The following is a 24321-nucleotide window of genomic DNA, read 5'->3' as shown; positions in this document are numbered from 1 at the left end:
TTTACATAATTCCTTTTAACATGCCATCCCAATACATAATTGGCAAGAAATCTTTTTTGAATAAATACATACTTTTTCTCTCTACTGCTTGGTTAAATGGCATCGATTCTTGTGGATTTTTATTATAATCAAATTCGGCTAAAATTAAGCTATTATACCCTGTTACAAGTGGGCAAGAGCTGTACCCGTCATACGTTGCTGCAAGCGGTTTTTCCTTTATCGAAGAAATAATATTTTGCACAACAACAGGTGCCTGTTTACGAATCGCGGCTCCGGTTTTCGATGTCGGTAAATTACTACAATCACCAATGCCGAAAATATTAGCATATTGAGTATGTTGTAACGTATACGGGTGCACATTCACCCAGCCTCCATCATCTGCAATTGGGCTATCCTTAATAAAAGATGGTGCTTGCATTGGTGGAGTAACATGTAACATGGAGAAGGATACGGTTTGTTGCTCGCCAGTTTCTAATGATTCGAAAACGGCTACTTTTTCTTCGCCACGTATTTCAATTAAATGATGACGAAAGTGTGGTTGAATCTGCTTTCGGTCAATGACTTTTTCTAAGGCATTACGGTACTTTTTAACATCAAAAATGGCAGGGTTCGCCGAATAAAATAGTACATTTGCTTGATCCCGAACACCGGTTTTTTGAAAAGATTCTTCTGCAAGATACATAATTTTTTGTGGTGCCCCACCGCATTTTACTGGTGAGTTTGGATGCGTAAATATAGCATTTCCGCTTGTGAAGTTACGAATAACTTCCCATGTATAAGGAGCGTGCTCAAAAGCGTAATTACTGCAAACGCCATTCTTTCCTAACGTTTCTGGTAATCCTTTTATTGCTTGCCAGTTGATGTCAATCCCTGCTGCTACAACAAGGTAGTCGTATGAAATATGGTTGCCTTCTTTGGTGTAAACGTTGTTATTTGTTGGGTCAAAAGAAATTACTTTTTCTTGAATCCAGTCTGCCCCTTCTGGTATGACACTTTCCATGGATCGTTTTGTCGCCTCTATTTTAGAAACTCCTGCTCCGACAAGTGTCCATAAAGGTTGATAATAGTGCTCTTCTGCTGGTTCAATAATTGCTATTTTATGCTTAAAATGTTTGGAGTAATGTAACAGCTGAGCAGCAACTGTTATGCCAGCAGTACCGCCACCTACGATGAGAACTTGATAATGTTTGGACATATGTCTCCCCCTCGCTTTACAAAGTTATTTTTCAGATCTATATTTATTGTACGATTGAATAGCTTCTCATACTATAGGGGGTTTCCCTTATTTTTGATGATCAGAAACTATCATAGCTCCATTTAAAGCCACTATCTCTTATGAAACCGTTCGCTTGATCATGTATAATGTTTAATTTTTTAAAATTTCGCTCATGATGGTCGAGAATGCGCTCCCCTCCATGTGAGATTCGCTCCTCCCTGCGTGGAATTCGCTCGCCGCCGTCGGAAATGTTACATTTTTTGACTAAATGTCTATAAAAAATAAGTATATTCATCCAAAACATTGACAAATAAAAAGATGTGCTGGTAATATGTACCTATATTGATGAACCTGAATACCTATTAAAAAATAGCAAGATAATTGGGGAAGCAACGATATGCGATGGTAAGTGGGCACCTGAAATCGCATGGAGCTAGTGGTGCAACCGGCCTCTACATAAATTTAACAGATTTATGTGGGGGTTTTTTTTATAAAAGAAGATAGATTTACTTTATCGTACTAAGAAGACAGTTCATTGCATTGTAACATTTTGGGAGAGGAGCATAAAAGCTATTTATTTGCTTGCTACTCAGACAATTTTATCACCTTTTAATAGGTATAATTACTCATTAATGATTAAATATAGGTCAAAAGAATCACTTTGCGCATCTGTGCAGGAAACGGTAGGTTGATTCAGATGAAAAGAAAACAAATGTTATTATTACTGCTTATTTTGTTCATTGTCATTATTGCTTCTTCTTATATTGCATACGTCGAAGCAAATCGAGATGGTGAATATGTTGCTGGTATATCCGTAACAGACCTTTCCAAAACTGAAATGCGTTCCTTATTGCAAAAAAAAGTCGAACAATGGCAGCAGGAGGACATAGTGATTATAGCTGAAAGTGAATACGAACAACACCAAATCCCAAAATCCATGTTCAAGTTTTCTATTAAGAAAACAGTGGACAAATTAACAGAAAAGTCTTCTCGACATTGGAAAAACTTCTTTATAAAGCCTAACCGTATAGACGTGCCATTACAAGTAGAAATAGATGCAGCAGAACGTAAAAAGCTCAAATTACCAAATCATATTGATAAAGAAAAAACGTTGCAAAAAGCAAAGCAAATAGCAGCACAGCTGGAAGCGGAAAGTATGGAACTTATATATAAGGAAGATCCAAAACAAAATTTGGAAAAAGTAGCAACAGTAAAAATGGAAATTCCTGCTCATTCTACTACGATGATGAACTATGTAGCAAAGCAAATAAATGGGGTAAACATTTATCCGAATCAAACCTTTTCTTTTCTTGAGATGATCCATATCAATGATACATTAGCGCAATCACAGAATGATATGGACCGAGTAGCGACAGCATTTTATAAATTGTTGTTACAAACAAATAGCGAAATTTTAGAACATCATATTCCAAAACAGCCCATGAAAAACGAAGAAATACCAACAACCATTAATAAACAAGCAAATAAAGACCTTACTTTTTATAATCCAAACCCATTTGCGTATGTTTTGCAATCGAAAGTGAAAGACAACGTATTGTCCATAATATTACTTGGTTTTCCAACAGACGTAACGTATGCCTATCAAATAAACGATCGTAAAATCTTAGAACCAAAGACAATTCATCGATATAGCTATGATGTAGATGAAGGTGAAAAGAAAGTCATCCAAGCCGGGAAATCAGGAATAAGCTTTCATGTACATCGGGTTAAAAAGCAAAACGGGGCGCAGCTGCAGGATGAACGTATTCGCAATTACTATTATCCGCCGCAACATAAGGTTATTGTGCATGCGTTACAGGACTTAGATAACGAAAAAGAAGAAGTTGAATGGGATGGGGAGGACAAAATAGACAAGGAAACATTCACTTTGCGTGGAGAGGACCAAGAGGTCGAAGATGGAAAAACAGTTTCTAAACGAGCAAGTGATGCGCCACAGGCAGAAGGACAATCAGCGGTTCAATTGGACGACGAAAACGACCAAAACGACCGAAACAAAGTGTTCCAAGAGTTGGAAGAACTAAAAAAATCTTTTTCTGAAGAAGATTCAGTGGCATGGTTGGATGATTTCATCCGTTGGTTAAAAGAAACAGATGTTACCAAAGATGTACGGATGGAGTCAAACGCAGTACAGCAAGGAAAAGATAAAGGACAAAAACAGAAAAAAGCAGTAGAACAACGACAAAAAGAGGAGAGGCAGTAATGGTGAGACAAAGATTAGGAGATTTATTAGTAACCTCTAACTTAATCACCGAGGAACAATTGATGCAGGCGTTGGCTAATAAGAATGCTGACGAGAAACTAGGCGACGCCCTCTTGCGTGAAGGGGATATTACAGAACAGCAGCTTATTGAAGTACTTGAATTTCAATTAGGTATTCCTCATATTAATCTTTCGCAGTTTGCCATGGAGCAGGAAGCTGTCCAACTTGTGCCACGAGAACTAGCGAGACGCCATATCGTGATGCCAATTCGAACAGAGGATCATAAGCTTTATGTTGCAATGGCAGATCCAATGGACTATTTTGCAATGGAAGAATTACGAATGGCTACTGGTTATCAAATTACGCCAGCTATTGCGACGAAGGATGATATTTTTCAATCGATTACAAAATATTATGATTTACAAGAATCGCTGGCAGATGTAATGGATGATATGGGAGAAGAAGAGCAAATCGATGACGCCGGAATTGCGGATGAAGATTCTCCTATTGTAAGGTTAGTAAACCAAATTATTGCTAACGGGGTGGGGCAACGAGCAAGTGATATTCACTTTGATCCGCAAGAGACGGAGTTACGTATTCGCTATCGTATTGATGGTGTGTTACGGACGGAGCGATCGTTACCAAAACATATGCAAAACGTTATTACAGCAAGAGTGAAAATTATGTCGCACTTAAATATAACGGAACAACGCTTGCCACAAGACGGACGAATGAAGCTTACGATTGATTTTAAATCAGTTGATATACGGGTATCTACATTACCTTCCATGTATGGGGAAAAGGTCGTTATGCGTATTCTGGATCGAAGCCACGCATTTGATGATTTGCATAAATTAGGGTTTGCGCAAGTGAATTTGCAATCTTTTAAACAAGTGATTGAAAGGCCAAATGGAATCGTGCTCATTACAGGACCAACTGGTGCTGGAAAATCTTCGACACTATACGCCGCACTTCATCATTTGAATAAGGATGAAGTAAATATTATTACGATTGAAGATCCTGTGGAATATCATTTAGATGGCGTGAATCAAGTGCAAGTGAAGGAACAAATAGGGATGACCTTTGCTCAAGGTTTGCGCTCCATATTACGGCAAGATCCGGATATCGTCATGGTAGGGGAAATTCGTGATTTAGAAACAGCAGAAATTGCTATTCGAGCATCATTAACAGGTCATTTAGTGCTTAGTACGTTACATACAAATAGTGCAATCGCAGCTTTAACACGATTAATGGATATGGGGATTGAATCATTTCTTATTTCTTCCTCTTTAAGTGGTGTAGTAGGGCAACGGTTAGTTAGAAAAGTATGTCGCGATTGTCAAGTAGAGGAACAGCCAACAGAGCGAGAACGGGCTATTTTTAAACAGCGTCATCTACCGATTTCTACAGTAGTTAGAGGAAGAGGTTGTGCCAGTTGTGGTATGACAGGCTACCGTGGCAGGATAGCGATCCATGAAGTTGTGGTTATTGATGATAAGTTACGCACATATATGATGAATTCGGAAAGTGCGACGATCATTCGCAAGCACTTAGAATCAATAGGGATGTCCTTTTTACTGGATGATGGTTTGAAGAAGGTGTCACAAGGTTTAACTACGACGGAAGAAGTACTGCGCGTGACAGCTATCGAATAGGAGGGGAAAAAGTGCAAGGCGATATCAATCAATTATTAGAGACAGCGGTTGACAGTAACGCTTCTGATGTACATATCTCTGCTGGGAGGACAATAGTTTTTCGGATTGGCGGAAAACTTACTGCTTATGGGGAACAAAGGTTTAGTAATGAAAACATTGAAAATATGGTTAAGTGTATCGTTTCTCCGAAGCAATGGGACATGTTCCTACGTGAAGGAGAGCTTGACGCCGCTTATGAAATCAAAGATGTAGGAAGGTTCCGACTAAACATTTACTATCAAAAACAACAAATTACTTTAGCAGCTAGAATCATTCCGCATCAGATTCCTAGCTTAGAAGTGCTACAAATGCCACCAATTTTAAAAGGCCTTGCATTACGACCGCATGGGCTTATCTTAGTGACAGGACCAACTGGTTCGGGAAAGACGACTACCTTAGCAGCGATGATCGATTATATTAACAGACATAAAGCAAAACATATCGTCACATTAGAAGATCCAATTGAATATATTCACCAACATCATAGATCAATGATCCATCAACGAGAAGTAGGTGTTGACACGCAAAGCTTTGCCAAAGGTTTGCGGGCATCTTTACGTCAAGACCCGGATATTATTCTTGTTGGAGAAATGCGGGATTTAGAGACGATAGCAACTGCGATTACGGCAGCAGAAACGGGTCATCTTGTGTTAGCAACATTGCATACGAATAGTGCTGTTCAAACGATTAACCGTATTATTGATGTGTTTCCACCTCACCAGCAGGGACAAATTAGAGTACAGCTAGCAGATGTGTTGGAAGGTGTTTTATCGCAACGTCTATTCCAGCGTATGCATAGTCAGGATCGAATCGCAGCTACCGAATTACTCGTTAACCACCCATCTATTGCTAATTTAATTCGCAGTGACAAAGTGGAACAAATAGAAAATGTAATTCAAACGAGTCGTTCGATGGGGATGCATACATTACAAATGTCCATTCAACAATTATTACATGCAAATAAAATTTCGTATGAAGAAGCAAAACCTTACTTAAATCAAGCAGGTGCCAAGTAATGCCACTTTATAAATATATGGGAAGAACGAAAAAAGGTGCGATGAAGCGTGGAACGATTGAAAGTGCAACGAAGCATACAGCGATGAAAGAATTGCAACAGCGTGGTGTAAATGTACGAGAAATAAAAGAGACAAAAGCAACTATTTTTAATAAAGATCTATCTTTAGCGAAACAGTCTGTAAAAAATCGTGATTTTGTTATTTATTGTCGGCAGTTTGCTACTTTAATTCGCGCAGGGATTAGCATTGTAGAAGCTACAAAAATCCTTGCTCAACAAACAAATAGCAAAGCGTTAAAAAAAGCATTGTTATTTGTGGAAGAAGAAGTGCGGGAGGGACAAGCTTATTCAGCAGCAATAAAAAAACAACCCAAAATATTTCCAGTCTTATTCGTGAATATGATTCGAGCTGGAGAGATGATGGGGAATTTAGATGATACGCTTGATCGTCTTGCTAGTTACTACGAAAAGCAATATACATTGAAGCGAAAAGTGCAGTCGACGATGACATACCCGATTGTTCTTTTGGTCTTAATTATAGGTGTTGTCAGTTTTATGTTGCTCTTCGTCGTGCCAAATTTTGTCGGTATTTTTAATCAATTTAATGGAGAAATACCAATAATCACGAAAATGGTGATGCAACTAAGTGAGATCGTAAAAAATTTATGGTGGCTCGTTCTTATTATTTCTATTATTTTTATTGGGGTGTTTTTAACTCTATTTAAGCGGCATGCAACCTTTCATTATGGGGTACATCTTATCATTTTAAAATTGCCAGTATTCGGAGAAGTGTTACAAAAGGCAGCCATTGCACGAATGACTAGAACGCTTGCTTCGTTATTTGCTAGTTCTGTGCCTATTTTAGATGCTTTAGAAATTGTTGAAAAAGTTGTGGGCAATCCGATTATTAGTAAAGTTGTGCGAGCGTCATATCAAAACTTAGAACGAGGTAATCCATTATCGGAACCGTTAGCGAACAGCTGGGTGTTTCCGCCATTGGTATCACAAATGGTTGCTATTGGGGAGCAAACGGGTTCATTAGATTACATGCTGACAAAAATTGCTGACTTTTACGAACAGGATGTAGATCGTACCGTCGATTCATTAAAATCCCTGATTGAACCCGTTATGATTATAATCCTTGCTACTATTGTTGGCTTTATCGTGCTAGCGATTCTCATCCCAATGTTTACTGTGTTTACAGACATTCAATAAGCATGACTAATTCTTATGAACCGTTTTTAAAAGGGGGTGGTAGTGGGAGAAAGATAGGATTCAGAATTACTTTAGCATGCATAGAATTTTGATTAAAAAAGGAGTGCAAACAAAATGTTGAAAAAATGGAAACAAAAATTAAAACAAGATCAAAGAGGGTTAACACTTGTAGAATTACTCGCAGTAGTCGTTATTTTAGCTATTGTTGCAGCAATTGCTTTTGTTGTTATAGGTAATGTTATTGATAATTCAAAAAAAGATGCACACGTAGCTAACGCGCAACAAATTATTTCCGCAGCGAAAATGTATGAATCAACGGGCGGAGACCTTGAAAATAATGGTGTCACTTTAAAAGCTTTGCAAGATGATGGCTTTATTGAGGAAGAAATTTTAGACCCTTGGAATGATGAAAATAAGGATTATGGAGAGGATGCTACAGTAACAAAGACGGAGAAAGGCGTTTATTCCATAGAGGATTTTATAGGTGAAAAGTGTAAATTGGATAGTGCGTCAGAAAAAGACCTAAACAAAGGTCGCGAAGCTTGTGATGAAACGGAATAACTTATGAAAATAGGTAGATAAATTTAGGGGTTGATTTATCCCAAATATTAGGCGCTGTTAAACCCCACTTTGAAAATTGAAGATTTTGCACTGGATACGAAGTGGGAGGTAACAGCGTATACCCTTGGGCTACTAAGTGAGAAAAGATTCCTTTTATAGAAGTAGTAAACGGAATCCCGATCATTACTCTTTACACTTAAAAAGGAAGGAATGACAGCATGATAGAAGCGATGCTCATTGTCTATTTATTTATTGTCGGTTTAGTATTTGGTTCATTTTTTAATGTCGTTGGACTTCGTCTTGTTAATGATCAATCTATCATTTCACCGAGATCACATTGTCCACAGTGCAATCACCAGTTAACGGCGGCAGAACTTATTCCCGTCGTATCGTTTCTTATGCAAAGGGGTCGCTGTAAATCGTGTCACATTCCTATTTCCTTACAATATCCGTTCGTAGAAGCTTTAACAGCAATACTATTTGCTATCACTCCACTAAGGATTGGCTGGTCTAATGAGCTATTCATTGCTTATTTACTTATCGCTTTATTAATCACGGTAAGCATCGCTGATATAGATAGGTTAGTCATTCCGAATAGATTATTGCTCTTTTTTGCAAGCATCCTGTTCATTATACGACTGTTTATCCCTACTTCCCCGTGGTGGGATAGTTATTTAGGGGCTATACTTGGATTTCTGCTTCTATTTTTAATTCAACTTTTTAGTAAAGGAGCAATGGGAGGCGGGGATATAAAGTTATTTGCTGTCCTTGGACTCTTTATTGGTGTACAAGGTGTGCTTTGGACCCTCTTTTTAGCTTCTTTGTTCGGTGTTTTGTATGGTGTTGTACAAATGATAAGAAAGAGAAGGAAGCGAAAGGAACCATTACCTTTTGCACCGTTTATTAGTGTGGCAGCTTTCCTTTACTTTTTGTTTCCAGAAACGTGGAGCAAGTTGTTACAACAATTTTTAGTTGGGCAGTAGCAAATAAATCATGAATAGCGTGGCATTGTATCCTTATGATAAGGTTCGTCACAAAGAGGAAAGCGGATTAAAAATGGGTTTGCCGCCCAAATGTCAGCATAGCATCCCCCCTGTGTTAGTAGTATAATTCCTCAATCTTTCGTTGATGCGTTCCTGTTGCTACGTTTTTGACCGCGCGCCCCGACCCTTTGTTCAACATTATAGGAAGGTGAGTCCATGTTATTACTATCTAAGCCAAAACTTACTGTTAATATTCTGATTGATGATTATGTCCTTCGTGTTGTCGAAAACAAAGGACATGATTTAAAATCCATTCGCCTTATCGAAGAAAGAGAATTGCCACGTGGTTGCATACAACAAGGGAAAATAGTGGATGAGCTAGGTTTTTACCAGTTTATGAAAGAATTTGTCCGTTATGAGAAATTAAAACATCGCGCAGTTCGTTTTCTTGTTCCTAATCAGCTTGTTATTATGCGCCATGTAGACGTGCCATTGGAGCTAGAGGCAGATGATGTGAACAACTATTTCTTAAATGAAGTTGGAAGTACGCTCCATTTCCCTTTTTCTTCACCACTATTGGATGTGTTCATTCCTGATCAATGTCAAGAACCAGGGCAACAAGAAAGTAGAAAAGGGATATTATTTGCTGTTCCAGAAGAAGAAATGACGAAATACATTGGTGTTTTTGAGGATGTAGGTTGGCAAGTTGCCGTTATTGATGTGCAACCACTTAGCGTATATCGGTATTTTCAACACCACTATTCCGCCTTATCCGAGAAAGCTTACTTATTATTTGAATGTAATCTTTTAACGACACATATTAGCATTTTTTGTAAACATCTACCAGAATTTAACCGTTCGCAACAGCTTGATTTACAAATTTCCGACTGGCAAGCAGATACGAAATATAGCAAATATCTAAATTGGACATTTAAACGAGATCATGTCAAATTAGAGCAATTGATAGAAGATGAAATACTAGAACTACAACGGATTATGGATTTTTATTGCTATTCCTTATATAAAGGGGAAAAAACAGTCGACGAAATTATTTTATATGGTGATATGCCAATACTACCAACGATTGCGGCAAGGTTAGAGTCTATTACTGCTAAACCAGTAACGATGTTAGCTGGAAATGTGGAGGGGGAAGATAAAGATTTTGTTCCAGTGCTTGGGTTAGCTTTGAAAGGGGAAACATCGCATGCTACCAGAGATTAACTTAGTTCCTGAAAAGCGCAAAGAGAAAAAAGGTGTTTATTATGGTTTTCTTATCGGTATCGGTTTCCTCGTCGTTGTTTCGAGTGTATTCATTTTTATTTATTTTCATTCAACCAAGGAATTGGAAAGGCTGTCTACGCAATACGATCAATATAACGACCAGTATGAGGTGTTAGAGAAACAACTTACAAGTGATAAGCAAAAAGACACAACGGATAAACAAGCGACGCTCGATTATTTGCAATCCTATAATGTACATACATCCACATTAATAGAGGAATTAGTAACCCTTTTGTCAGAGCGGTCTTATCTTAGTGAATACAAATATTCCTTAGCAGATGTCACAATTCAAGTACAGTTTGAAACGTTATCGGAGATTTCTAAATATGTTCGTCGATTGAATAAGTCGAAATATGTACAAGATGCGAAAATTAACGAGATAGAAGCATTTTCGATTCTTGACACAGAAGAACAAGAGCTAAAGAAAGTCAATTATGACGTTATCCCACGTTACGATGTGGAATTAACGTTCCAACCTAACAAAGAACGTTTATTGGGGGATACGGATCATGAATGACATGTTTCAAGAAAAAAAAGGACTTATTTTTACCATTTTAGCACTATTTTTTGTTTTACTTCTTGTAATTTATGTCATCGTTATCCACCCGCTCTTTAAACAAATAGACGCCAAGGAAACCGACATGCAAATGATACAAGAGGACATTTCCAAACAAGAACAAAAGTTAACTGATGTGAGAAATCAAGATACAGAAATAGATACGATCGCTTTGGACAAACAAATCCCTAAGTCGAAGGAGATAGATGAATTACTTCTCATCATCGAAAAAATAGCAACGATTAGTTCTAGTCGTGTGGAAGACATGGAATTTGCTTATGATGAATCTTTGCAAGTGTTGGAACAAGAACAGGCGGATGAAGAAGTTGAAGATGGAAGAGAAGCGGAATCATCTACAGAAGAAAACACAACCCCAACGGAAGAAAATGAGGCGAAGAAAGCAGAATCGGAGGAAGCTACACGACAAGTGATGGAGACCGTTGCTACGTCTGTTCACACGGTTCAGTTGCGCGTAAAAATATTTTCACCGAAATATAAAAATTTCAAGCAGTTTTTACAACAAATTGAAAAATTAGAGCGAGTGACGATGGTACATGCCATTGAAATGGAGAAACCAGGGGAAAAGGAATTAACGCTAGAAGAAAATCCGGATGAAACGGTCGAATACACTGTCGAATTGATGACTTTTTACGATAGAAAGTAGCTTGCTTTGGAAGGAGTTTATGCATGCATAAACAACAGCGTGGTTTTACATTAGTCGAAGTTCTAGCTTCGCTTGTTATGTTATCTGTCATTCTTATAGGGGTTAGCCAATTGTTCATTTTTACGAATAAAGCAGCTGCATCAAATAATGAAAAACTTATTGTTTTAAACCTTAGTAAAGCAACAATGGAGCGATTAAAGATGGAACCATCTGCTTTTTTTCTACCAGAGGAAATAACAGATCAGCAAACTACCTTTGATTATGAAACATGTACACGTCTTGGTTTATCTGGTTGTAAGCAACGCTACCAGCCAACAATTAACGATCGAGTTTATTCTATTGTAATTACAGCCAGCCAAAGTGCGGGTGGGAGAACCGTTCATGAAAAATCACTCGGTTTAATCAATGTGATGGTAAGCGTAGAAGATGAAACAGGAAGGATAAACAATCAAGTAGAAGGCTATGTGAATGATGAATAGAAAAAATGAGCGAGGAATGACATTAGTTGAAGTGCTGGCTGTATTTGTTATTGGTGCTATCGTATCGGTTATTGCTGTGCAAATTTTAATGAGTGGTTATCATGCGTATGAACGCGCGAAGACAAACGCGGAATTAAGAGACGAAGCAGACCTTATGATGGCTTATTTGATTGACGAATTGTATACATTAAAAGCAAGTGAAGTAAAAGCATTTCCCAATGATAACAACCTTTACTTTGTCTTACAGAATACCGAGGAAAAGATTGGGATTGTCAATGGGAAAGTTGTTATAAAGCAAAAACGCTTGCCACTTTCATCAACGGATATTACTGTCCGACCGACATCTACATTATACAAGGTAAATGAAGACCTCTTTCACATTACGTTGATTTTGGAGAAGAACGGTTACGCTCTGCAATTGGAAAGTGAAATAGGAATTATCAATGATCGGAGTGGTCCTAAGGAGTGAGGTGCATGATAAGGCGTCATCAACATGATGAATCCGGCTACACATTATTGCTCGTACTGCTTTTAATTGTTGTGTTTATGACATTAGCGTTATCAGCCGTTATGATGACGATGTCAGGGATGAAAAAAAATACAGTGCGCGAAGAATATGTCCAAGCAACAGAATTAGCAGACAAGGGATTACTGCACATAACAAAAGAAATTAATGCACAATTGGAAGCGAGACTAGGAGAGTATGGACTGCCACGCCAGCAATTTATTCAAGAGTTAGAAGATGTACTTGCAAATTATACATGTGAGGAAAATACGATCCAAGTAAAAGGAAAAACAGGCAAATATGAAGCTTGTATTAATGGAGGCTGGGAGAATGTCATCAATCGTGACGGCACAGTCAATGAATTGCGTAAACTTGTTTCGTTTAAAAGCGTTGGCTTCGTGGAAGGTAGAGAACGGACTTTTCATAGTAATGTAGAAATAGGTGCTAAAACAGTCCCCGAAGCTTTGAAATATGCTATCGGTTCTCATCAAGCAGATGGAAGCATTCCAGGGGAAGGGAACTTATTTTTACACGGCGGAGTCACGATTGAAGGGGATTTAAAAGTGGACAAGCATGTCATTACTTCCGATAAAGGATACGCCTATTTAGGTCGTGATGAATGGATTGATTCGCTATCTCCAGAAATTTTACCAAGTGGGAATACAAATAAGGCGAAGCTCGTGCTAGGCGGCGATTTATATACCGTCGATCCACCTACGAATCATTATAATTGGCAACGTAATTGGTATAAAAATCATATTCAGCGCACCAAATTTTCTAATAATCGGTACGAAAAGCATTATCGACCTGAGGAAGTTTTTTCCCAAGCGCCGAATATTGTCTCACGTTCACCTAATCAAGAAGAAATAAGAATCAATGAACAAAAAAAGAATCATTTCTATGAAAAAAGCGAAATTGATCATCCCGCGAATATTCTTGATGAAAAAAAGCTAACAACGGGAAATCGTTATGCTAAAGAGAAGGTATATGCAGATGGGGCGAAGGAATGTAGCTGGTTTTGGTGTCAAGATGTGCAAGAATATATATTGCAAGGAAATAACACCTTCAAAAAGTTTGCTACAGAAAAAAGTTTAGTTAATCGCGCTGGTACGACTTCCATCGCCGAAACGATGTATGTTGGTGGAGATCTTTTTATTGGAAATGGAAGTAACAGTTATCATCCGAATTATTATGATAAGATCCAAATGGAAGGTTCGATTTACGTAAATGGCGATTTAACGATCAAAGGTGCAGATGCAACATTTAATACGTTAATGTATGTTAATGGAGATGTCACCATTGAAAACACGCAAATTAAAGGTGTGAAGGAGGATGGTGAAGAGCAGTCGCTTATTATTTTTGCTAATGGGAATATTCATATAAGAAATAACAGTGTGAATCAGGATAAACCGAGTAAAATTCGTGGTTTTTTCTATTCGAAAAGTGATTTTGAAATGTTTGGTGTAGGTTCAAATATGTATATAGATGGCGGTATTTCTGCACGTCGTGTCGTATTAAATGCGATACGCGGGCGGGCGAGAGATAATCGCTTTTTTGGAGCACAATATATAGGTGGTAGTTATTTTGAAGGTCGGGAAAATCAACTAGATATGCCTTCACGTTTACAAATAATTTACAACCCTGAAATTATTAATACGTACTCTGATTTAAAGGAAGAAGAGCCTGTAATATATGACGTTGATCCTCCGTTAGTGAAAGAACGTCACTGAAGATTTATGATAGAAAGATGGTGCTTGAAAACGTTTTGTTTATGCTCCATCTTTTTTGTACAAAATTAAGTGGATCGCATTTCGAACCACTTAACTTGAAGGCAATTTTTTCATACAAAAGTATAGAAAATTAGATGCTTGAAGATGACGAAACAACTATATAGCCACATCTGGCTCCACTTATCGCCCAGCAATTAGGTGATTTCACGAAACCGCACGATGATAAGTTATCATCGTTCATCCCCTTACCGTGATTCCGGGAGTGTCAATAATTTTGTGTAAATGACACTAAGCCCTTTTGTAAGAATTAAGCTAGTTATTTATTATAAACGACCTTGCAGGTCGGACTGTGACTTTCTTCTTCAGTTACTAACCCCATAGCTGGTTCTCACCAAGGGTCAAGCGTATTTGGCTTGATGCTTGGTGAGAACCAGCTAAACTTCCAAAACTGAAGAAGATTAAGTTTCGATAGCTTCAAACATTTTAAGTAGTTCTGGTTTAGCTTTTTCAAACCCTCTATGACATCGCATACTATGTTTTTCAATATAATGATGGAATTGCGTGACTAAATAACGTTTGAGCGATTCCTCATTCGGAAATTGCTCTTTGGCTTTGATATGGCGTTTGATTTGCTTATTAAAAGACTCTATTAAATTCGTGGAGTAAATACTTCTTCGAATAGAAGCCGGAAAATCAAAAAACGTTAGGAGTTGTTCATGCCCCATCACATTTTTAATGACAGATGGATAAAGCTTTTGCCATTTCTCCCGAAATTGTTCGAGTTGAGATTCAGCTTCAGTACGATTTTCAGCTTGATATACCTTTTTAAAGTCATTAGAGATGTCTTCACGATCGCTGACGCGTACTTTTTTAGAAATATTTCGAGAAACATGTACGCAGCAAACCTGATGTTTCGCTTTAGAGTAAACACGATGAATCGAATCGGTCATTCCTTTAAGCCCATCAGAGACAAACAACAGAACGTTTTTAACGCCTCGTTCACGAAGGGACGAAAGCATCTCTTCCCAAACGTGAGCTGATTCCGTTGGGGCAATCGTATAATCCAAAACTTCCTTTGTGCCATCTTCGGTAATGCCAATCGATATATAGACAGCTTCTTTTTGGACAGTATCGCGTCTAATTGGAATATGCGTAGCATCTAAATAGACACAAACATAGCGCTCGTTGAGCCTTCGGCTGTGGAACGCTTCTAAATCCTCTGATACACGCTGAGTGATATTGGAAATGGTCTGTTTCGTATAGTGATGGCCGTACATTCGCTCAATAAGTTGAACGATTTCGTCTGTCGTGATGCCTTTTTGATACATATGAATGATATAACTTTCAAGAGTATCATTCGTGCGATTATAAGAGCCCAGAGTTTGTTGCTTAAATTCACCGTTACGATCGCGTGGAATATCAATATTTAATTCCCCATATTCCGTTTTAATTGAACGAGGGTAAGTGCCATTACGTGAATTGCCAGAATTAAAACCTTTTCGATCATAAGGTTCATAATCTAAGAAAGCTGTCAATTCATTTTTGAGTAATTGATTGACTGCTGACTCAAGATGTTGGCGAAAAACTTCTTGGATATCCTGTTTTTGGACTAGAGCTTCAATTAAATCTGTAGTAACATGGTTCATAGGGAAGACCTCTTTTCTGTGAATTTTGTCGGCTAACTTAATTCTACAAAAAGGGTCTTCCTTTTTCTATGTTCTAAAAATCATTTACACAAAATATTTTATACTCTCGTGATTCCTTTTATCTCGATTGATTCGTTCCATTCCCTCTGTGGCTAAACGGGCGCCCCGCACTTTTATTCCATTATGGGAAAGCATAAAATTTTAAAGGCCTAAAGTATAACAAAAACTACGGTTTTCTAACAATTTGGTTAATACCCAAAAATGGGGTTGTTCTAAAAATAGATGTCTTAAAAACCCAATATGTAGTTTCATCTATTGTGAGAACATTATATTTAGTATCAAAAATAACTAAAAAGCCTTTTTTGGGTGAGAACCATATTTTATGAAAGCTTGACACGATAGAAAGATAAAATTTTAAACAAGAAGATCGTGTTATGAATGGCTTAGTGGCAAACACAAAATCGTCATTGTCTATGTACACTTCACCTCTATTTTTAAGGAAAACCCTTTCTTAACAAGAACAACAATTCCTAGCACCATAATAGTTAAGCCTATTTTTTTCAATGTTATTCCTCCTCTTATTGGTTTACTTGATTAAGTTAAAAAAGCATTTATGTGAAAAATACTACCTACGCACCTAGAGAACGCTGTAGCTTGTAAATTTTCATGGTCTGCCTCTGCCCAAAGATCCCCCCCCTAAAAAATGTAGCTCACTTTCGTATAAATTTACTTCCACTTGTGAAACATCTTTAAATTATGAATTTTGAATGGATAGATGTTGTTCAAATTAACTCATTGTAGAATTGCAACTTCCCCAACAGCTATTAAAGAATGTTCCAGTTTTGATTTACTTGATTTCTATATTCATGTAAGCGTTTTTGAGAAAACTCAGTTGTTACTTTAAATTCATTAGCAACATTTGCAATTGCTTCTTCATGATATAGAGGGAAGTTTACCTTTTGTAACATGAAGGTTGGTATAGCTAAATGTAGCGCAATATAGCTTGTTTTATGTTTCTGCAAACTGTTAAATAATTTTGGCATAAATAGTTGTATCCCTACATGTGGAAGGACATGTGATAATTCATAATAAAATAGCTCTTTCTGTTTTTCGCTTGACAAATGAGGGTTTAAATATATGGTCCCTCTTTGTTGCAAAATAGGCTTTTTTTGATAACTTAAATGAATGTTTAATTTTTCTGCAAGTTCTTCAATAGGATATTGTGGTTCTGTAAATCCTAGTTTCATGTAAAGATTTTTAATACCTTCTTCTAATGGTGTAGTTCTATAACTCATCGTAGACCTCCGACATAGTCAAAATCCCTGTTTTTACTCCTTATGGAGTTAGCAAGCTTCTTATTTTGTTAAACAGTGAACGAGAAAGTTCGCGTGTATGGACACAAAGGAAAAATCATATTTCTACATCGTTCAACTAGTATAAGATATGTATCGCCTACCTTTTTCTAGTTAGTCATAGCAATTAGAATATCGGAATTGTTAGTAGATTTATAAAGTAGTACGTAATAGATGTAAAATAATAACTTATATGTCATGTGATGTAATCAAAATTATAGCATAAAAAAATGAAAAAGGAAGTAGGTGGGACAAATGAAAAATGAGAAAAGTCGAAGCATTTTTCAATATAAGAAACTAGAATGATCATCCATATATCCTAAGCTCTTTATGATAACCTAAATCAATGCATGGTAGACTATCTTATCAAACACTTTTGATTCGAAGCGTGTGCCAATAATAGATATTTTTATTTAGAATTATAAAATAAGACATGCTATTCATAGATTAATACTTTTATAATAGGACATTTTTATATGAAAGGGAAGCATGAAACGACGTAGTATAAAGAAAATGAAAAAATCTCCTAAAAAGCCTATATAAGTTACATTTTTTATGTAACTCAAGGATGTATATATTGTCTATACTATGACTTATTTAATTTGTTTTATAGGTATTAATACCTATTAGTTTACCGAGAATGAGTTAAATGATTTATTGTCATATATGGAAATCTACGATACTATTATCCCCACAAGAAATACCAATAGTTTCCAATAAAAGGAGTGAATGCAAATGCAAAAGAAATGGTTTCATCGAATGGGTTTGCTCACCTTAGCTACTACGTTAATTGTAAGTAATGCTCAGGTGACCCATGCTGCTGATTCAAGGGATGAATGGGAAATAAATGCAGATGTTGAAACAAAATGGGAGCAAGAAAATAAGCAAAAAGGGCCTTCGTTTATTAACGGAGAGTTATCTGAACGAAAAGTGACGAAAGAGGCAGATGTAAGAAAATTTTTGCTGGAGAATAAAGAACTCTTTCAAATTAACTCGGAAACAAAACTAGATTTTATAGAATCTAATGTAGATGATATAGGGATGACTCACTACATTTATAAACCGAAAATTCAAAATATACCGATAGATAATTCTAAAATTGTCGTACATGTGAATAAAGACAAAAAAATTATAGCAATTAACGGGGAATTTCATCCTAATGCTCCTGAAAAATTAACAGAAAAACAAAAACTAACTAAAAAACAAGCAATTAATCATGCTTGGAAACACATTGATATAAAACGTAGTGAAGCCGATCAAAAAATGGCATCATTAACTGGAGAAACGTTTAATACACTGGAAGAAACTGCTGATTTAGTTGTCTATCACGATGACAATAAACAGTACACATTAGCATATCGCGTAGAGCTTCAATTTGCCAAACCGAAACCAGCGTATTGGAATATTTGGGTGAATGCAGAGAGTGGAGAGGTTTTAAAAGCAATCAATCAGGCGCAAGAATTTGCCTCTACTGGAAGTGGAATAGGTACCCTTGGACACCATAGACAGTTAAATACGTTTTATCATCAAGGGGACTATTATCTCTATGATACGACAAAACGAATGAATGGGGTTATTGAAACGTTCACGAATCAAGGAAGAGGCGATAAAAATCTTCCAGGTGTTTATGTGAAAGATGAAGATAATCGCTTTACGAATGAAGAACAACAGGCAGCTGTTGATGCTCACTATTATGCTGGACAAGTATTTGATTATTACTATAATACATTTGGTCGGGTTAGTTACGACAATAATGGCGCGACAATTCGGTCTATTGTCGATTATGGGAATAATTATAATAATGCGGTATGGGTTGGTGATAAAATCATTTACGGCAATGGAGACGGAAGAAGATTTGCTCCGTTATCTGGGGCAAATGATATTGTAGCTCATGAGCTTACACATGGGGTGATTGACGAAACAGCTGATCTCGTCTATGCCAACCAATCTGGTGCATTAAATGAATCGTTTGCTGATGTTTTTGCCTATTTTGTGGATGGTGATTGGTTAATTGGTGAAGATGTATTTACACCTGGTGTTGAAGGGGATGCATTGCGCAGTTTGGCAAACCCAACAAGGTATAATCAGCCAGATCATATGAATGATTATCAACATTTACCAAACACACGAAGAGGCGATTGGGGTGGAGTTCATATCAATAGTGGGATTCCGAATAAAGCGGCCTATTTCACTGTTAATAGCATAGGTATAAGCAAAGCGGAACAAGTTTATTATCGTGCATTAACGACCTATTTAACGCCGAATAGTAGTTTCCAAGATGCAAGACAAGCACTCGTTCAATCTGCTCAAGATTTGTATGGGGAAAGCGCTGCTCAGGAAGTTGCTCGTGCGTGGGAGCGCGTTGGTGTAAACTAATAAGAAGGTGTAAAGAATGAATTTGAAGTGCAAATGAGTGTGGAAATAGTAGGTCATTTACGAATCACATCAAGGTGTGATGATAAGCAAGCTGTTGCTTTTGAATCTAGGTCGTTTTAGATTCATTTGTCTGAAATTGGCGACACATTTGCTTGTTCTTGATAAATATGTATTTACCGTTTATTTATCTTCACTAGTGTATGGAAGCAGCAGGTGGTTTAACTTACAAATGCGTGGTCTAACTCCACCTTCTTTAGACGGTATCCGCTTTTAGCCTTATCTTTTTTGTCCATACGAAGTGAAGAGGTGAAAGTATGGAAGGATATAGAAAAAATAGTCATGCTGTGTATGATATTAAGTATCATGTCATATGGGTGACAAAGTATAGATATAAGGTTTTGGGCGGGCATATAGCGGTGAGAGTGCGTGATTTGCTAAGACAAGGTTGTGAAGCTAGGGGAATTACTATATTTGCAAGGAAGTGTTGGAAAAGACCACATTCATTTATTATTATCCTGTCCTCCAAGTATTGCTCCAAGTAAAATATTGCCGTATCTAAAAGGAAGATCATCAAGATTATTGCAGGATGAGTTTCCAGAACTCAAAAAGAGATATTGGGGGCAGCACTTGTGGGCAAGAGGATATTTTTGTGCCACCGTAGGGACGGTAACGGAAGAAATAATAAGAAATGATATAACAAATCAATTCAATGAAGGTAAGGACGAAATATTTAGTCTAGCTTTGAGGATGCTTTAGCTAAGGCCTTTGAGCAGGACTTTAGCCTGGGGAACGACTTTAGTCGTCGACATTTTTGTCTAAATCCACCTGCTTTAGCAGGTGGTCGTTTAAGAGCTACCTTCATCTCTCTGACTATTTATTTGAACAATAGCTATAAAAAATGGATGCTAAACAACTTTTAACGCTAAAAGCTGTTCAAAGAACAATTTATCGTTTATAATAGATGAAAATCATATACATAGAAACCACAAGGGGAGCCATTTGGCTGAGATGGAACGGAATCGTTCGAGACCCTTTGAACCTGTTTAGTTAGCACTTGCGTAGGGATGTGGGCAACAATGCTTAGGTTTATGCATAAAATGCTAGTTTGATTTACAAGGAAGATTCTGTGTGTAAAACGAACGTTTAAAGCATTTACCTTTTATACAATCAATGAACAACTACGTCGAACAATGCTGCTTCCCTTGAGGTTTCCGTGAAAGGGGAGCTTTTTTAATGAAAAATATTCGCTTATTAGTAATGATTGAAGCAGCATTTTTTGCAGCATTTGCCATGATTTTGGATTTTCTTCCTTCGATTAAATTATCACCAGCTATATCGATTTCTTTTGCTATGGTGCCCATATTTATTCTTGCATTTCGGAGAGGAATGTTGGCGGGTATATTAGCGGGTTTCTTATGGGGGTTATTGCAGGTAATGCTCGGTGATGCTTACTATTTGACACCATTGCAATTTTTTATTGAATATTTTATTGCTTTTGCTAGCGTTGGTTTTGCCGGAATACTCGCTCCTTTAATTCAAAATAATTATCAAAAAGGGAATAAACGAATTGCTTTGGCATGGGTTGTAGCTGCGACATTCATTGGTAGCATCGCGAGGTATTTTTGGCATTTTCTTGCAGGTGTCATTTTCTGGGGGAAATATGCCCCCGAAGGAATGTCGCCAGTTCTGTATTCATTTATAATGAATGGAACGACTTTTGTAGGTGCGTTTGTTTTTTGTACGATTGTTTTGCTAGTGATTTTAGCGAGTGCTCCGCGATTAGTGCAGGCAGAAACATTTATGACCAAAAAACAGGTGAAGAAAGCTTCTTAAATATAATTGCTTTCTTTTAAGACTACAAAGAAAAAACGAAAGCCGTGTTCTTTTATATTCATAGCCAACGTTTTTACTTTACACTATAGGAATGCATAATAGTTCATAGTATAAGAACTACAGCTTTCGCCATAAGATTTGAGATAAGCCAAGTTTTATAAAAATGACGTTGGCTATTAACGTTACATAACGATTAAACATCTTAGATCTTGCTTCAAGAATTGAAGTTGCTAGAGCTGGACAAGTTAACAGTCCAGCTCCACAAACAGTTCTTTCGATATGCCCTACGGATGAGTGAAAAACCGAAGTTTGAAATGGCAGTCTATTGTTGAATTTTCTAAATTATGTTAACAATAAGCCGTAAACAATTGCACTGACTTAGTGATATATTTTAATAGTTTTCTTTGCAAAGTAATTAATATGATATATAAATATAGAAAAATGTTGCAAATCGCTTTTGGATCAACGTTTTGTAACAGTTTTGTTTTAGAACGGATTCGTAGCCCATTGTAACGACTGTTTAATAAACATTCTCGGATGCAATTTTAATTGTGCTACCATGTATTCAGCTAAATCTTCGGCTTGCATGTATTTATCGTCATTTTTCTCCGCTAACTTTTCGCCGAAAGCAAGCTCTGTGGCAACAAGGCTTGGATTTAATGTGAAAACGCGAATGTTATTTCTGCGCACTTCTTGCATTAAAGCTTCGGACATACCTTGAATGGCAAATTTGGAAGCACTGTAAGAAGTCGAACCTGCTGTTCCTTTTATTCCGTTACTGGAGGAGATCATGATAATATCGCCTTGGTTTTTCTTAAGCATATGTGGTAAGACGGCACGGGTCACGTGATACGTACCGAACACATTCACCTCTAAAGTTTGCTTCCACGTTACTGGATCCATCTCTAGAAAATTATCAAATGTTCCAATACCTGCATTATTTATTAAAATATTTGCAGGCCCAAGCGACGTTTCTAGCTTCGCAACAGCCCCCTCTACTTCTTCCAACTTTGCTATATTAGCAACAGCATAACTGGCGTTAACGCCATATGTTTCTACTTCTCTTGCAACAGCTTCCAGTTTGGATTCCGTACGCGCAATGATGCCTAAATGAACACCTTCCTTAGCAAGAGCAAGTGCAGTTGCTCTTCCAATACCGCTACCAGCACCTGTAATATACGCAATCTTTCCTTTAATTTGTTGCCCCATCGTAAGTCATCCCCTCTCCCTTGATTCTTACTTGTATTGTAAGTATATCTTATATGAAAGAATAAATTCAAACTACAGACTCCTATCATGAGAAAATCACTCCCGCACGTCGTAAAGTCGCTCATGAACGTGGAAAAAGCGCTCGCCGCGTGGGAAAAGTCGCTCATCTTCTGGTTAAGTACGTTTATCGCCATAAGGAAGTAGCCGCTTAGTTGAGAATAAGTTACTTTTAACCGAAAGACTGAATAACTTTCATTACTTCTGGTACTCTTTGCTATATTCATTTATATTTTAATTATTTAGAAACGCATCGATTGATGGTATTTACTGAATAAGGTATTATTGCTTCTCTCTAAATAGAACGTTTAAACAATAAATTTGCTCATCCTGAATGTAAACTATTACGTTAATCAAGTTGACAATGTTGTTTTTTCCAAGTACAATTTTGAAAAACATCAACGTTTATTGGAAATAGGGGGATTTATTAATATGGAACAGCAACGAAAAAGACTTCGCTTTATGCTTAATTGTGCTTTGTTTGCAGCACTCACAGCTATTTTGGCGCAAATTGAAATACCACTACCACTCATACCGATAAGTGGACAAACTTTAGCAGTCGGAATTACGGCAACTATTTTAGGCAGTAAGCAAGGTGCATTAGCGATGATTTGCTATGCGGTAATTGGAGGAGCAGGTGTGCCTGTTTTTGCTGGCTTTAGCGGCGGGGCACATGTGTTAGTAGGTCCTTCAGGAGGATATATTTTTGGCTTTATTGTTACAGCATATGTTACAGGTTTCATTCTCGAAAAAACAAGCTTTCGTTTCCAGAATGCTCTAATTGCAAATATAATTGGCATGTTGATTACGCTAGCGTTTGGGACAACGCAGTTGAAATTTATTTTAGATCTTTCGTGGAATGCAGCATTCGTAGCTGGAGTGTATCCATTTATCGTCGTTGGGCTTATTAAAGCTGCATTAGCTAGCTGGATAGGAATTGCTGTACGAAAACGTCTCGTACATGCTAATTTAATTTTAGAAACGAAACAAAAGGTAGTATAAACGAAGAAAAATTAGATTTGTAAATTATATGAGTGGATCGTTATTCTAAATTATTCTATTAAAATAATATGTATAAAATGCGTGATTTGCACCGGTTTGTCGAGAAATCACCGCGCCTCGTGCTTGAATTCGCTCATGTAGGCCAATATTTCGCTCGCTATGCCGTAGACTTCGCTCATGTAGGGCAAAACTTCGCTCGCTATGCCGCTGAATTTGCTCATGTAGGTCGAGATTTCGCTCGCTATGCCGCTGACTTCGCCATGTAGGCCAAAATTACGCTCGCTTAGCCGCTGACTTCGCCATGTACGTCAAAATTACGCTCGCTATGCCGCTGACTTCGCTCATGTACGTCAAAATTACGCTCGCTATGTCGTTGGATTCGCTCATGTAGGCCAATATTTCGCTCGCTATGCCGTAGACTTCGCTCATGTAGGTCGAGATTTCGCTCGCTATGCCGCTGACTTCGCTCATGTAGGTCGAGATTTCGCTCGCTTAGCCGTAGACTTCGCTCATGTACGTCAAAATTACGCTCGCTATGCCGCTGACTTCGCCATGTACGTCAAAATTACGCTCGCTATGCCGCTGACTTCGCCATGTAGGCCAAAATTACGCTCGCTTAGCCGCTGACTTCGCCATGTACGTCAAAATTACGCTCGCTATGCCGCTGACTTCGCTCATGTACGTCAAAATTACGCTCGCTATGTCGTTGGATTCGCTCCCGCATGT

The 24321-nt window shown here is 37.5% G+C and carries 19 protein-coding genes, 1 pseudogene and 2 riboswitches; of the genes and pseudogenes, 16 read left to right on the top strand and 4 right to left on the bottom strand.

Going from position 1 to position 24321, the window contains the following annotated elements; genetic code table 11:
• Nucleotide 1 precedes the first annotated feature (1 nt).
• Nucleotides 2-1195: an NAD(P)/FAD-dependent oxidoreductase gene (locus tag B2C77_RS16900; protein WP_077706102.1), complete on the bottom strand. Its 1194-nt coding sequence runs from the start codon at nucleotides 1193-1195 to the stop codon at nucleotides 2-4.
• Nucleotides 1196-1592: 397 nt separating this feature from the next.
• Nucleotides 1593-1676: riboswitch (cyclic di-GMP riboswitch) on the top strand.
• A 237-nt stretch (nucleotides 1677-1913) separates the two neighbouring features.
• Between B2C77_RS16900 and B2C77_RS16895 the strand changes: the two genes are divergently transcribed.
• The 12 genes from B2C77_RS16895 to B2C77_RS16840 all read left to right on the top strand — a co-directional run bounded on the left by B2C77_RS16895 (nucleotide 1914) and on the right by B2C77_RS16840 (nucleotide 14120).
• Nucleotides 1914-3437 (top strand): G5 domain-containing protein, encoded by a 1524-nt coding sequence (locus tag B2C77_RS16895; protein ID WP_141130755.1) that lies wholly within the window; start codon nucleotides 1914-1916, stop codon nucleotides 3435-3437.
• On the top strand, nucleotides 3437-5092 hold the full coding sequence (locus tag B2C77_RS16890) for a GspE/PulE family protein (protein WP_077706100.1): 1656 nt from the start codon (nucleotides 3437-3439) through the stop codon (nucleotides 5090-5092). The genes B2C77_RS16895 and B2C77_RS16890 overlap by 1 nt, the downstream gene beginning before the upstream one ends.
• 11 nt (nucleotides 5093-5103) lie before the next feature.
• Nucleotides 5104-6147 carry a type IV pilus twitching motility protein PilT gene (locus B2C77_RS16885; RefSeq protein WP_077706099.1) on the top strand — a complete coding sequence of 348 codons (1044 nt, stop codon included), beginning with the start codon at nucleotides 5104-5106 and terminating at the stop codon, nucleotides 6145-6147.
• On the top strand, nucleotides 6147-7361 hold the full coding sequence (locus B2C77_RS16880) for a type II secretion system F family protein (RefSeq protein WP_077706098.1): 1215 nt from the start codon (nucleotides 6147-6149) through the stop codon (nucleotides 7359-7361). Before B2C77_RS16885 ends, B2C77_RS16880 begins: the two co-directional genes overlap by 1 nt.
• Nucleotides 7362-7475: 114 nt before the next feature.
• Nucleotides 7476-7922: a type II secretion system protein gene (locus tag B2C77_RS16875; RefSeq protein WP_077706097.1), complete on the top strand. Its 447-nt coding sequence runs from the start codon at nucleotides 7476-7478 to the stop codon at nucleotides 7920-7922.
• Between the two features lie 218 nt (nucleotides 7923-8140).
• Nucleotides 8141-8905, top strand: coding sequence for a prepilin peptidase (locus tag B2C77_RS16870; protein ID WP_254843993.1), 765 nt, complete (start codon nucleotides 8141-8143; stop codon nucleotides 8903-8905).
• Between the two features lie 216 nt (nucleotides 8906-9121).
• Nucleotides 9122-10126, top strand: a complete 1005-nt coding sequence (gene pilM / locus B2C77_RS16865) for a type IV pilus biogenesis protein PilM (protein WP_077706096.1) — start codon at nucleotides 9122-9124, stop codon at nucleotides 10124-10126.
• Nucleotides 10110-10703 (top strand): PilN domain-containing protein, encoded by a 594-nt coding sequence (locus B2C77_RS16860; RefSeq protein ID WP_077706095.1) that lies wholly within the window; start codon nucleotides 10110-10112, stop codon nucleotides 10701-10703. The genes pilM and B2C77_RS16860 overlap by 17 nt, the downstream gene beginning before the upstream one ends.
• Nucleotides 10696-11406 (top strand): hypothetical protein, encoded by a 711-nt coding sequence (locus tag B2C77_RS16855; RefSeq protein ID WP_077706094.1) that lies wholly within the window; start codon nucleotides 10696-10698, stop codon nucleotides 11404-11406. Before B2C77_RS16860 ends, B2C77_RS16855 begins: the two co-directional genes overlap by 8 nt.
• A gap of 23 nt (nucleotides 11407-11429) precedes the next feature.
• Nucleotides 11430-11885 (top strand): type IV pilus modification PilV family protein, encoded by a 456-nt coding sequence (locus B2C77_RS16850; RefSeq protein ID WP_077706093.1) that lies wholly within the window; start codon nucleotides 11430-11432, stop codon nucleotides 11883-11885.
• On the top strand, nucleotides 11875-12354 hold the full coding sequence (locus B2C77_RS16845) for a PulJ/GspJ family protein (protein ID WP_077706092.1): 480 nt from the start codon (nucleotides 11875-11877) through the stop codon (nucleotides 12352-12354). Before B2C77_RS16850 ends, B2C77_RS16845 begins: the two co-directional genes overlap by 11 nt.
• A gap of 5 nt (nucleotides 12355-12359) precedes the next feature.
• A complete protein-coding gene (locus tag B2C77_RS16840) occupies nucleotides 12360-14120 on the top strand; it encodes a hypothetical protein (RefSeq protein ID WP_077706091.1) in 1761 nt (586 codons plus the stop codon).
• A 458-nt stretch (nucleotides 14121-14578) separates the two neighbouring features.
• Here the strand turns inward: B2C77_RS16840 and B2C77_RS16835 are convergent, their stop codons facing one another.
• Both B2C77_RS16835 and B2C77_RS16830 read right to left on the bottom strand, forming a co-directional pair.
• Nucleotides 14579-15766, bottom strand: a complete 1188-nt coding sequence (locus B2C77_RS16835; protein WP_077701816.1) for an IS256 family transposase — start codon at nucleotides 15764-15766, stop codon at nucleotides 14579-14581.
• 824 nt (nucleotides 15767-16590) lie between these two features.
• A complete protein-coding gene (locus B2C77_RS16830; RefSeq protein WP_077706090.1) occupies nucleotides 16591-17061 on the bottom strand; it encodes an ImmA/IrrE family metallo-endopeptidase in 471 nt (156 codons plus the stop codon).
• Nucleotides 17062-17853: 792 nt separating this feature from the next.
• Here B2C77_RS16830 and B2C77_RS16825 point away from each other — a divergent pair.
• From B2C77_RS16825 to thiT, 3 genes and pseudogenes are all read left to right on the top strand, one after another.
• On the top strand, nucleotides 17854-19494 hold the full coding sequence (locus tag B2C77_RS16825; protein WP_077706089.1) for a M4 family metallopeptidase: 1641 nt from the start codon (nucleotides 17854-17856) through the stop codon (nucleotides 19492-19494).
• A gap of 314 nt (nucleotides 19495-19808) precedes the next feature.
• Nucleotides 19809-20250: pseudogene (gene tnpA, locus B2C77_RS16820) on the top strand (IS200/IS605 family transposase).
• Between the two features lie 222 nt (nucleotides 20251-20472).
• A riboswitch (TPP riboswitch) is annotated at nucleotides 20473-20576 on the top strand.
• 151 nt (nucleotides 20577-20727) lie between these two features.
• Nucleotides 20728-21327 (top strand): energy-coupled thiamine transporter ThiT, encoded by a 600-nt coding sequence (thiT, locus tag B2C77_RS16815; protein WP_077706088.1) that lies wholly within the window; start codon nucleotides 20728-20730, stop codon nucleotides 21325-21327.
• A 486-nt stretch (nucleotides 21328-21813) separates the two neighbouring features.
• Here thiT and B2C77_RS16810 read toward each other — a convergent pair whose 3' ends face one another.
• The gene (locus B2C77_RS16810; protein ID WP_077706087.1) at nucleotides 21814-22536 is read right to left on the bottom strand and encodes a 3-ketoacyl-ACP reductase; all 723 of its coding nucleotides are present in this window, start codon (nucleotides 22534-22536) and stop codon (nucleotides 21814-21816) included.
• Between the two features lie 489 nt (nucleotides 22537-23025).
• On the opposite strand from B2C77_RS16810, the gene B2C77_RS16805 reads away from it, so the two are divergent.
• Nucleotides 23026-23595 carry a biotin transporter BioY gene (locus B2C77_RS16805; RefSeq protein ID WP_077706086.1) on the top strand — a complete coding sequence of 190 codons (570 nt, stop codon included), beginning with the start codon at nucleotides 23026-23028 and terminating at the stop codon, nucleotides 23593-23595.
• The last annotated feature ends 726 nt before the right edge of the window (nucleotides 23596-24321 follow it).

Origin of the sequence: Virgibacillus dokdonensis, assembly GCF_900166595.1 — a bacterium.
Lineage (GTDB): Bacteria > Bacillota > Bacilli > Bacillales > Amphibacillaceae > Virgibacillus > Virgibacillus dokdonensis.
Note: the sequence above shows the minus strand (reverse complement) of the source record. Positions and strands in the feature narration are given on the sequence as shown.

Excerpts from the sequence above, each read along its gene's own strand:
- B2C77_RS16900 (WP_077706102.1), bottom strand. The coding sequence starts at position 1,195 with ATGTCCAAACATTATCAAGTTCTCATCGTAGGTGGCGGTACTGCTGGC.
- B2C77_RS16895 (WP_141130755.1), top strand. The coding sequence starts at position 1,914 with ATGAAAAGAAAACAAATGTTATTATTACTGCTTATTTTGTTCATTGTC.
- B2C77_RS16890 (WP_077706100.1), top strand. The coding sequence starts at position 3,437 with ATGGTGAGACAAAGATTAGGAGATTTATTAGTAACCTCTAACTTAATC.
- B2C77_RS16880 (WP_077706098.1), top strand. The coding sequence starts at position 6,147 with ATGCCACTTTATAAATATATGGGAAGAACGAAAAAAGGTGCGATGAAG.
- B2C77_RS16875 (WP_077706097.1), top strand. The coding sequence starts at position 7,476 with ATGTTGAAAAAATGGAAACAAAAATTAAAACAAGATCAAAGAGGGTTA.
- B2C77_RS16870 (WP_254843993.1), top strand. The coding sequence starts at position 8,141 with ATGATAGAAGCGATGCTCATTGTCTATTTATTTATTGTCGGTTTAGTA.
- pilM (WP_077706096.1), top strand. The coding sequence starts at position 9,122 with ATGTTATTACTATCTAAGCCAAAACTTACTGTTAATATTCTGATTGAT.
- B2C77_RS16860 (WP_077706095.1), top strand. The coding sequence starts at position 10,110 with ATGCTACCAGAGATTAACTTAGTTCCTGAAAAGCGCAAAGAGAAAAAA.
- B2C77_RS16855 (WP_077706094.1), top strand. The coding sequence starts at position 10,696 with ATGAATGACATGTTTCAAGAAAAAAAAGGACTTATTTTTACCATTTTA.
- B2C77_RS16850 (WP_077706093.1), top strand. The coding sequence starts at position 11,430 with ATGCATAAACAACAGCGTGGTTTTACATTAGTCGAAGTTCTAGCTTCG.
- B2C77_RS16845 (WP_077706092.1), top strand. The coding sequence starts at position 11,875 with ATGATGAATAGAAAAAATGAGCGAGGAATGACATTAGTTGAAGTGCTG.
- B2C77_RS16840 (WP_077706091.1), top strand. The coding sequence starts at position 12,360 with ATGATAAGGCGTCATCAACATGATGAATCCGGCTACACATTATTGCTC.
- B2C77_RS16835 (WP_077701816.1), bottom strand. The coding sequence starts at position 15,766 with ATGAACCATGTTACTACAGATTTAATTGAAGCTCTAGTCCAAAAACAG.
- B2C77_RS16830 (WP_077706090.1), bottom strand. The coding sequence starts at position 17,061 with ATGAGTTATAGAACTACACCATTAGAAGAAGGTATTAAAAATCTTTAC.
- B2C77_RS16825 (WP_077706089.1), top strand. The coding sequence starts at position 17,854 with ATGCAAAAGAAATGGTTTCATCGAATGGGTTTGCTCACCTTAGCTACT.
- thiT (WP_077706088.1), top strand. The coding sequence starts at position 20,728 with ATGAAAAATATTCGCTTATTAGTAATGATTGAAGCAGCATTTTTTGCA.
- B2C77_RS16810 (WP_077706087.1), bottom strand. The coding sequence starts at position 22,536 with ATGGGGCAACAAATTAAAGGAAAGATTGCGTATATTACAGGTGCTGGT.
- B2C77_RS16805 (WP_077706086.1), top strand. The coding sequence starts at position 23,026 with ATGGAACAGCAACGAAAAAGACTTCGCTTTATGCTTAATTGTGCTTTG.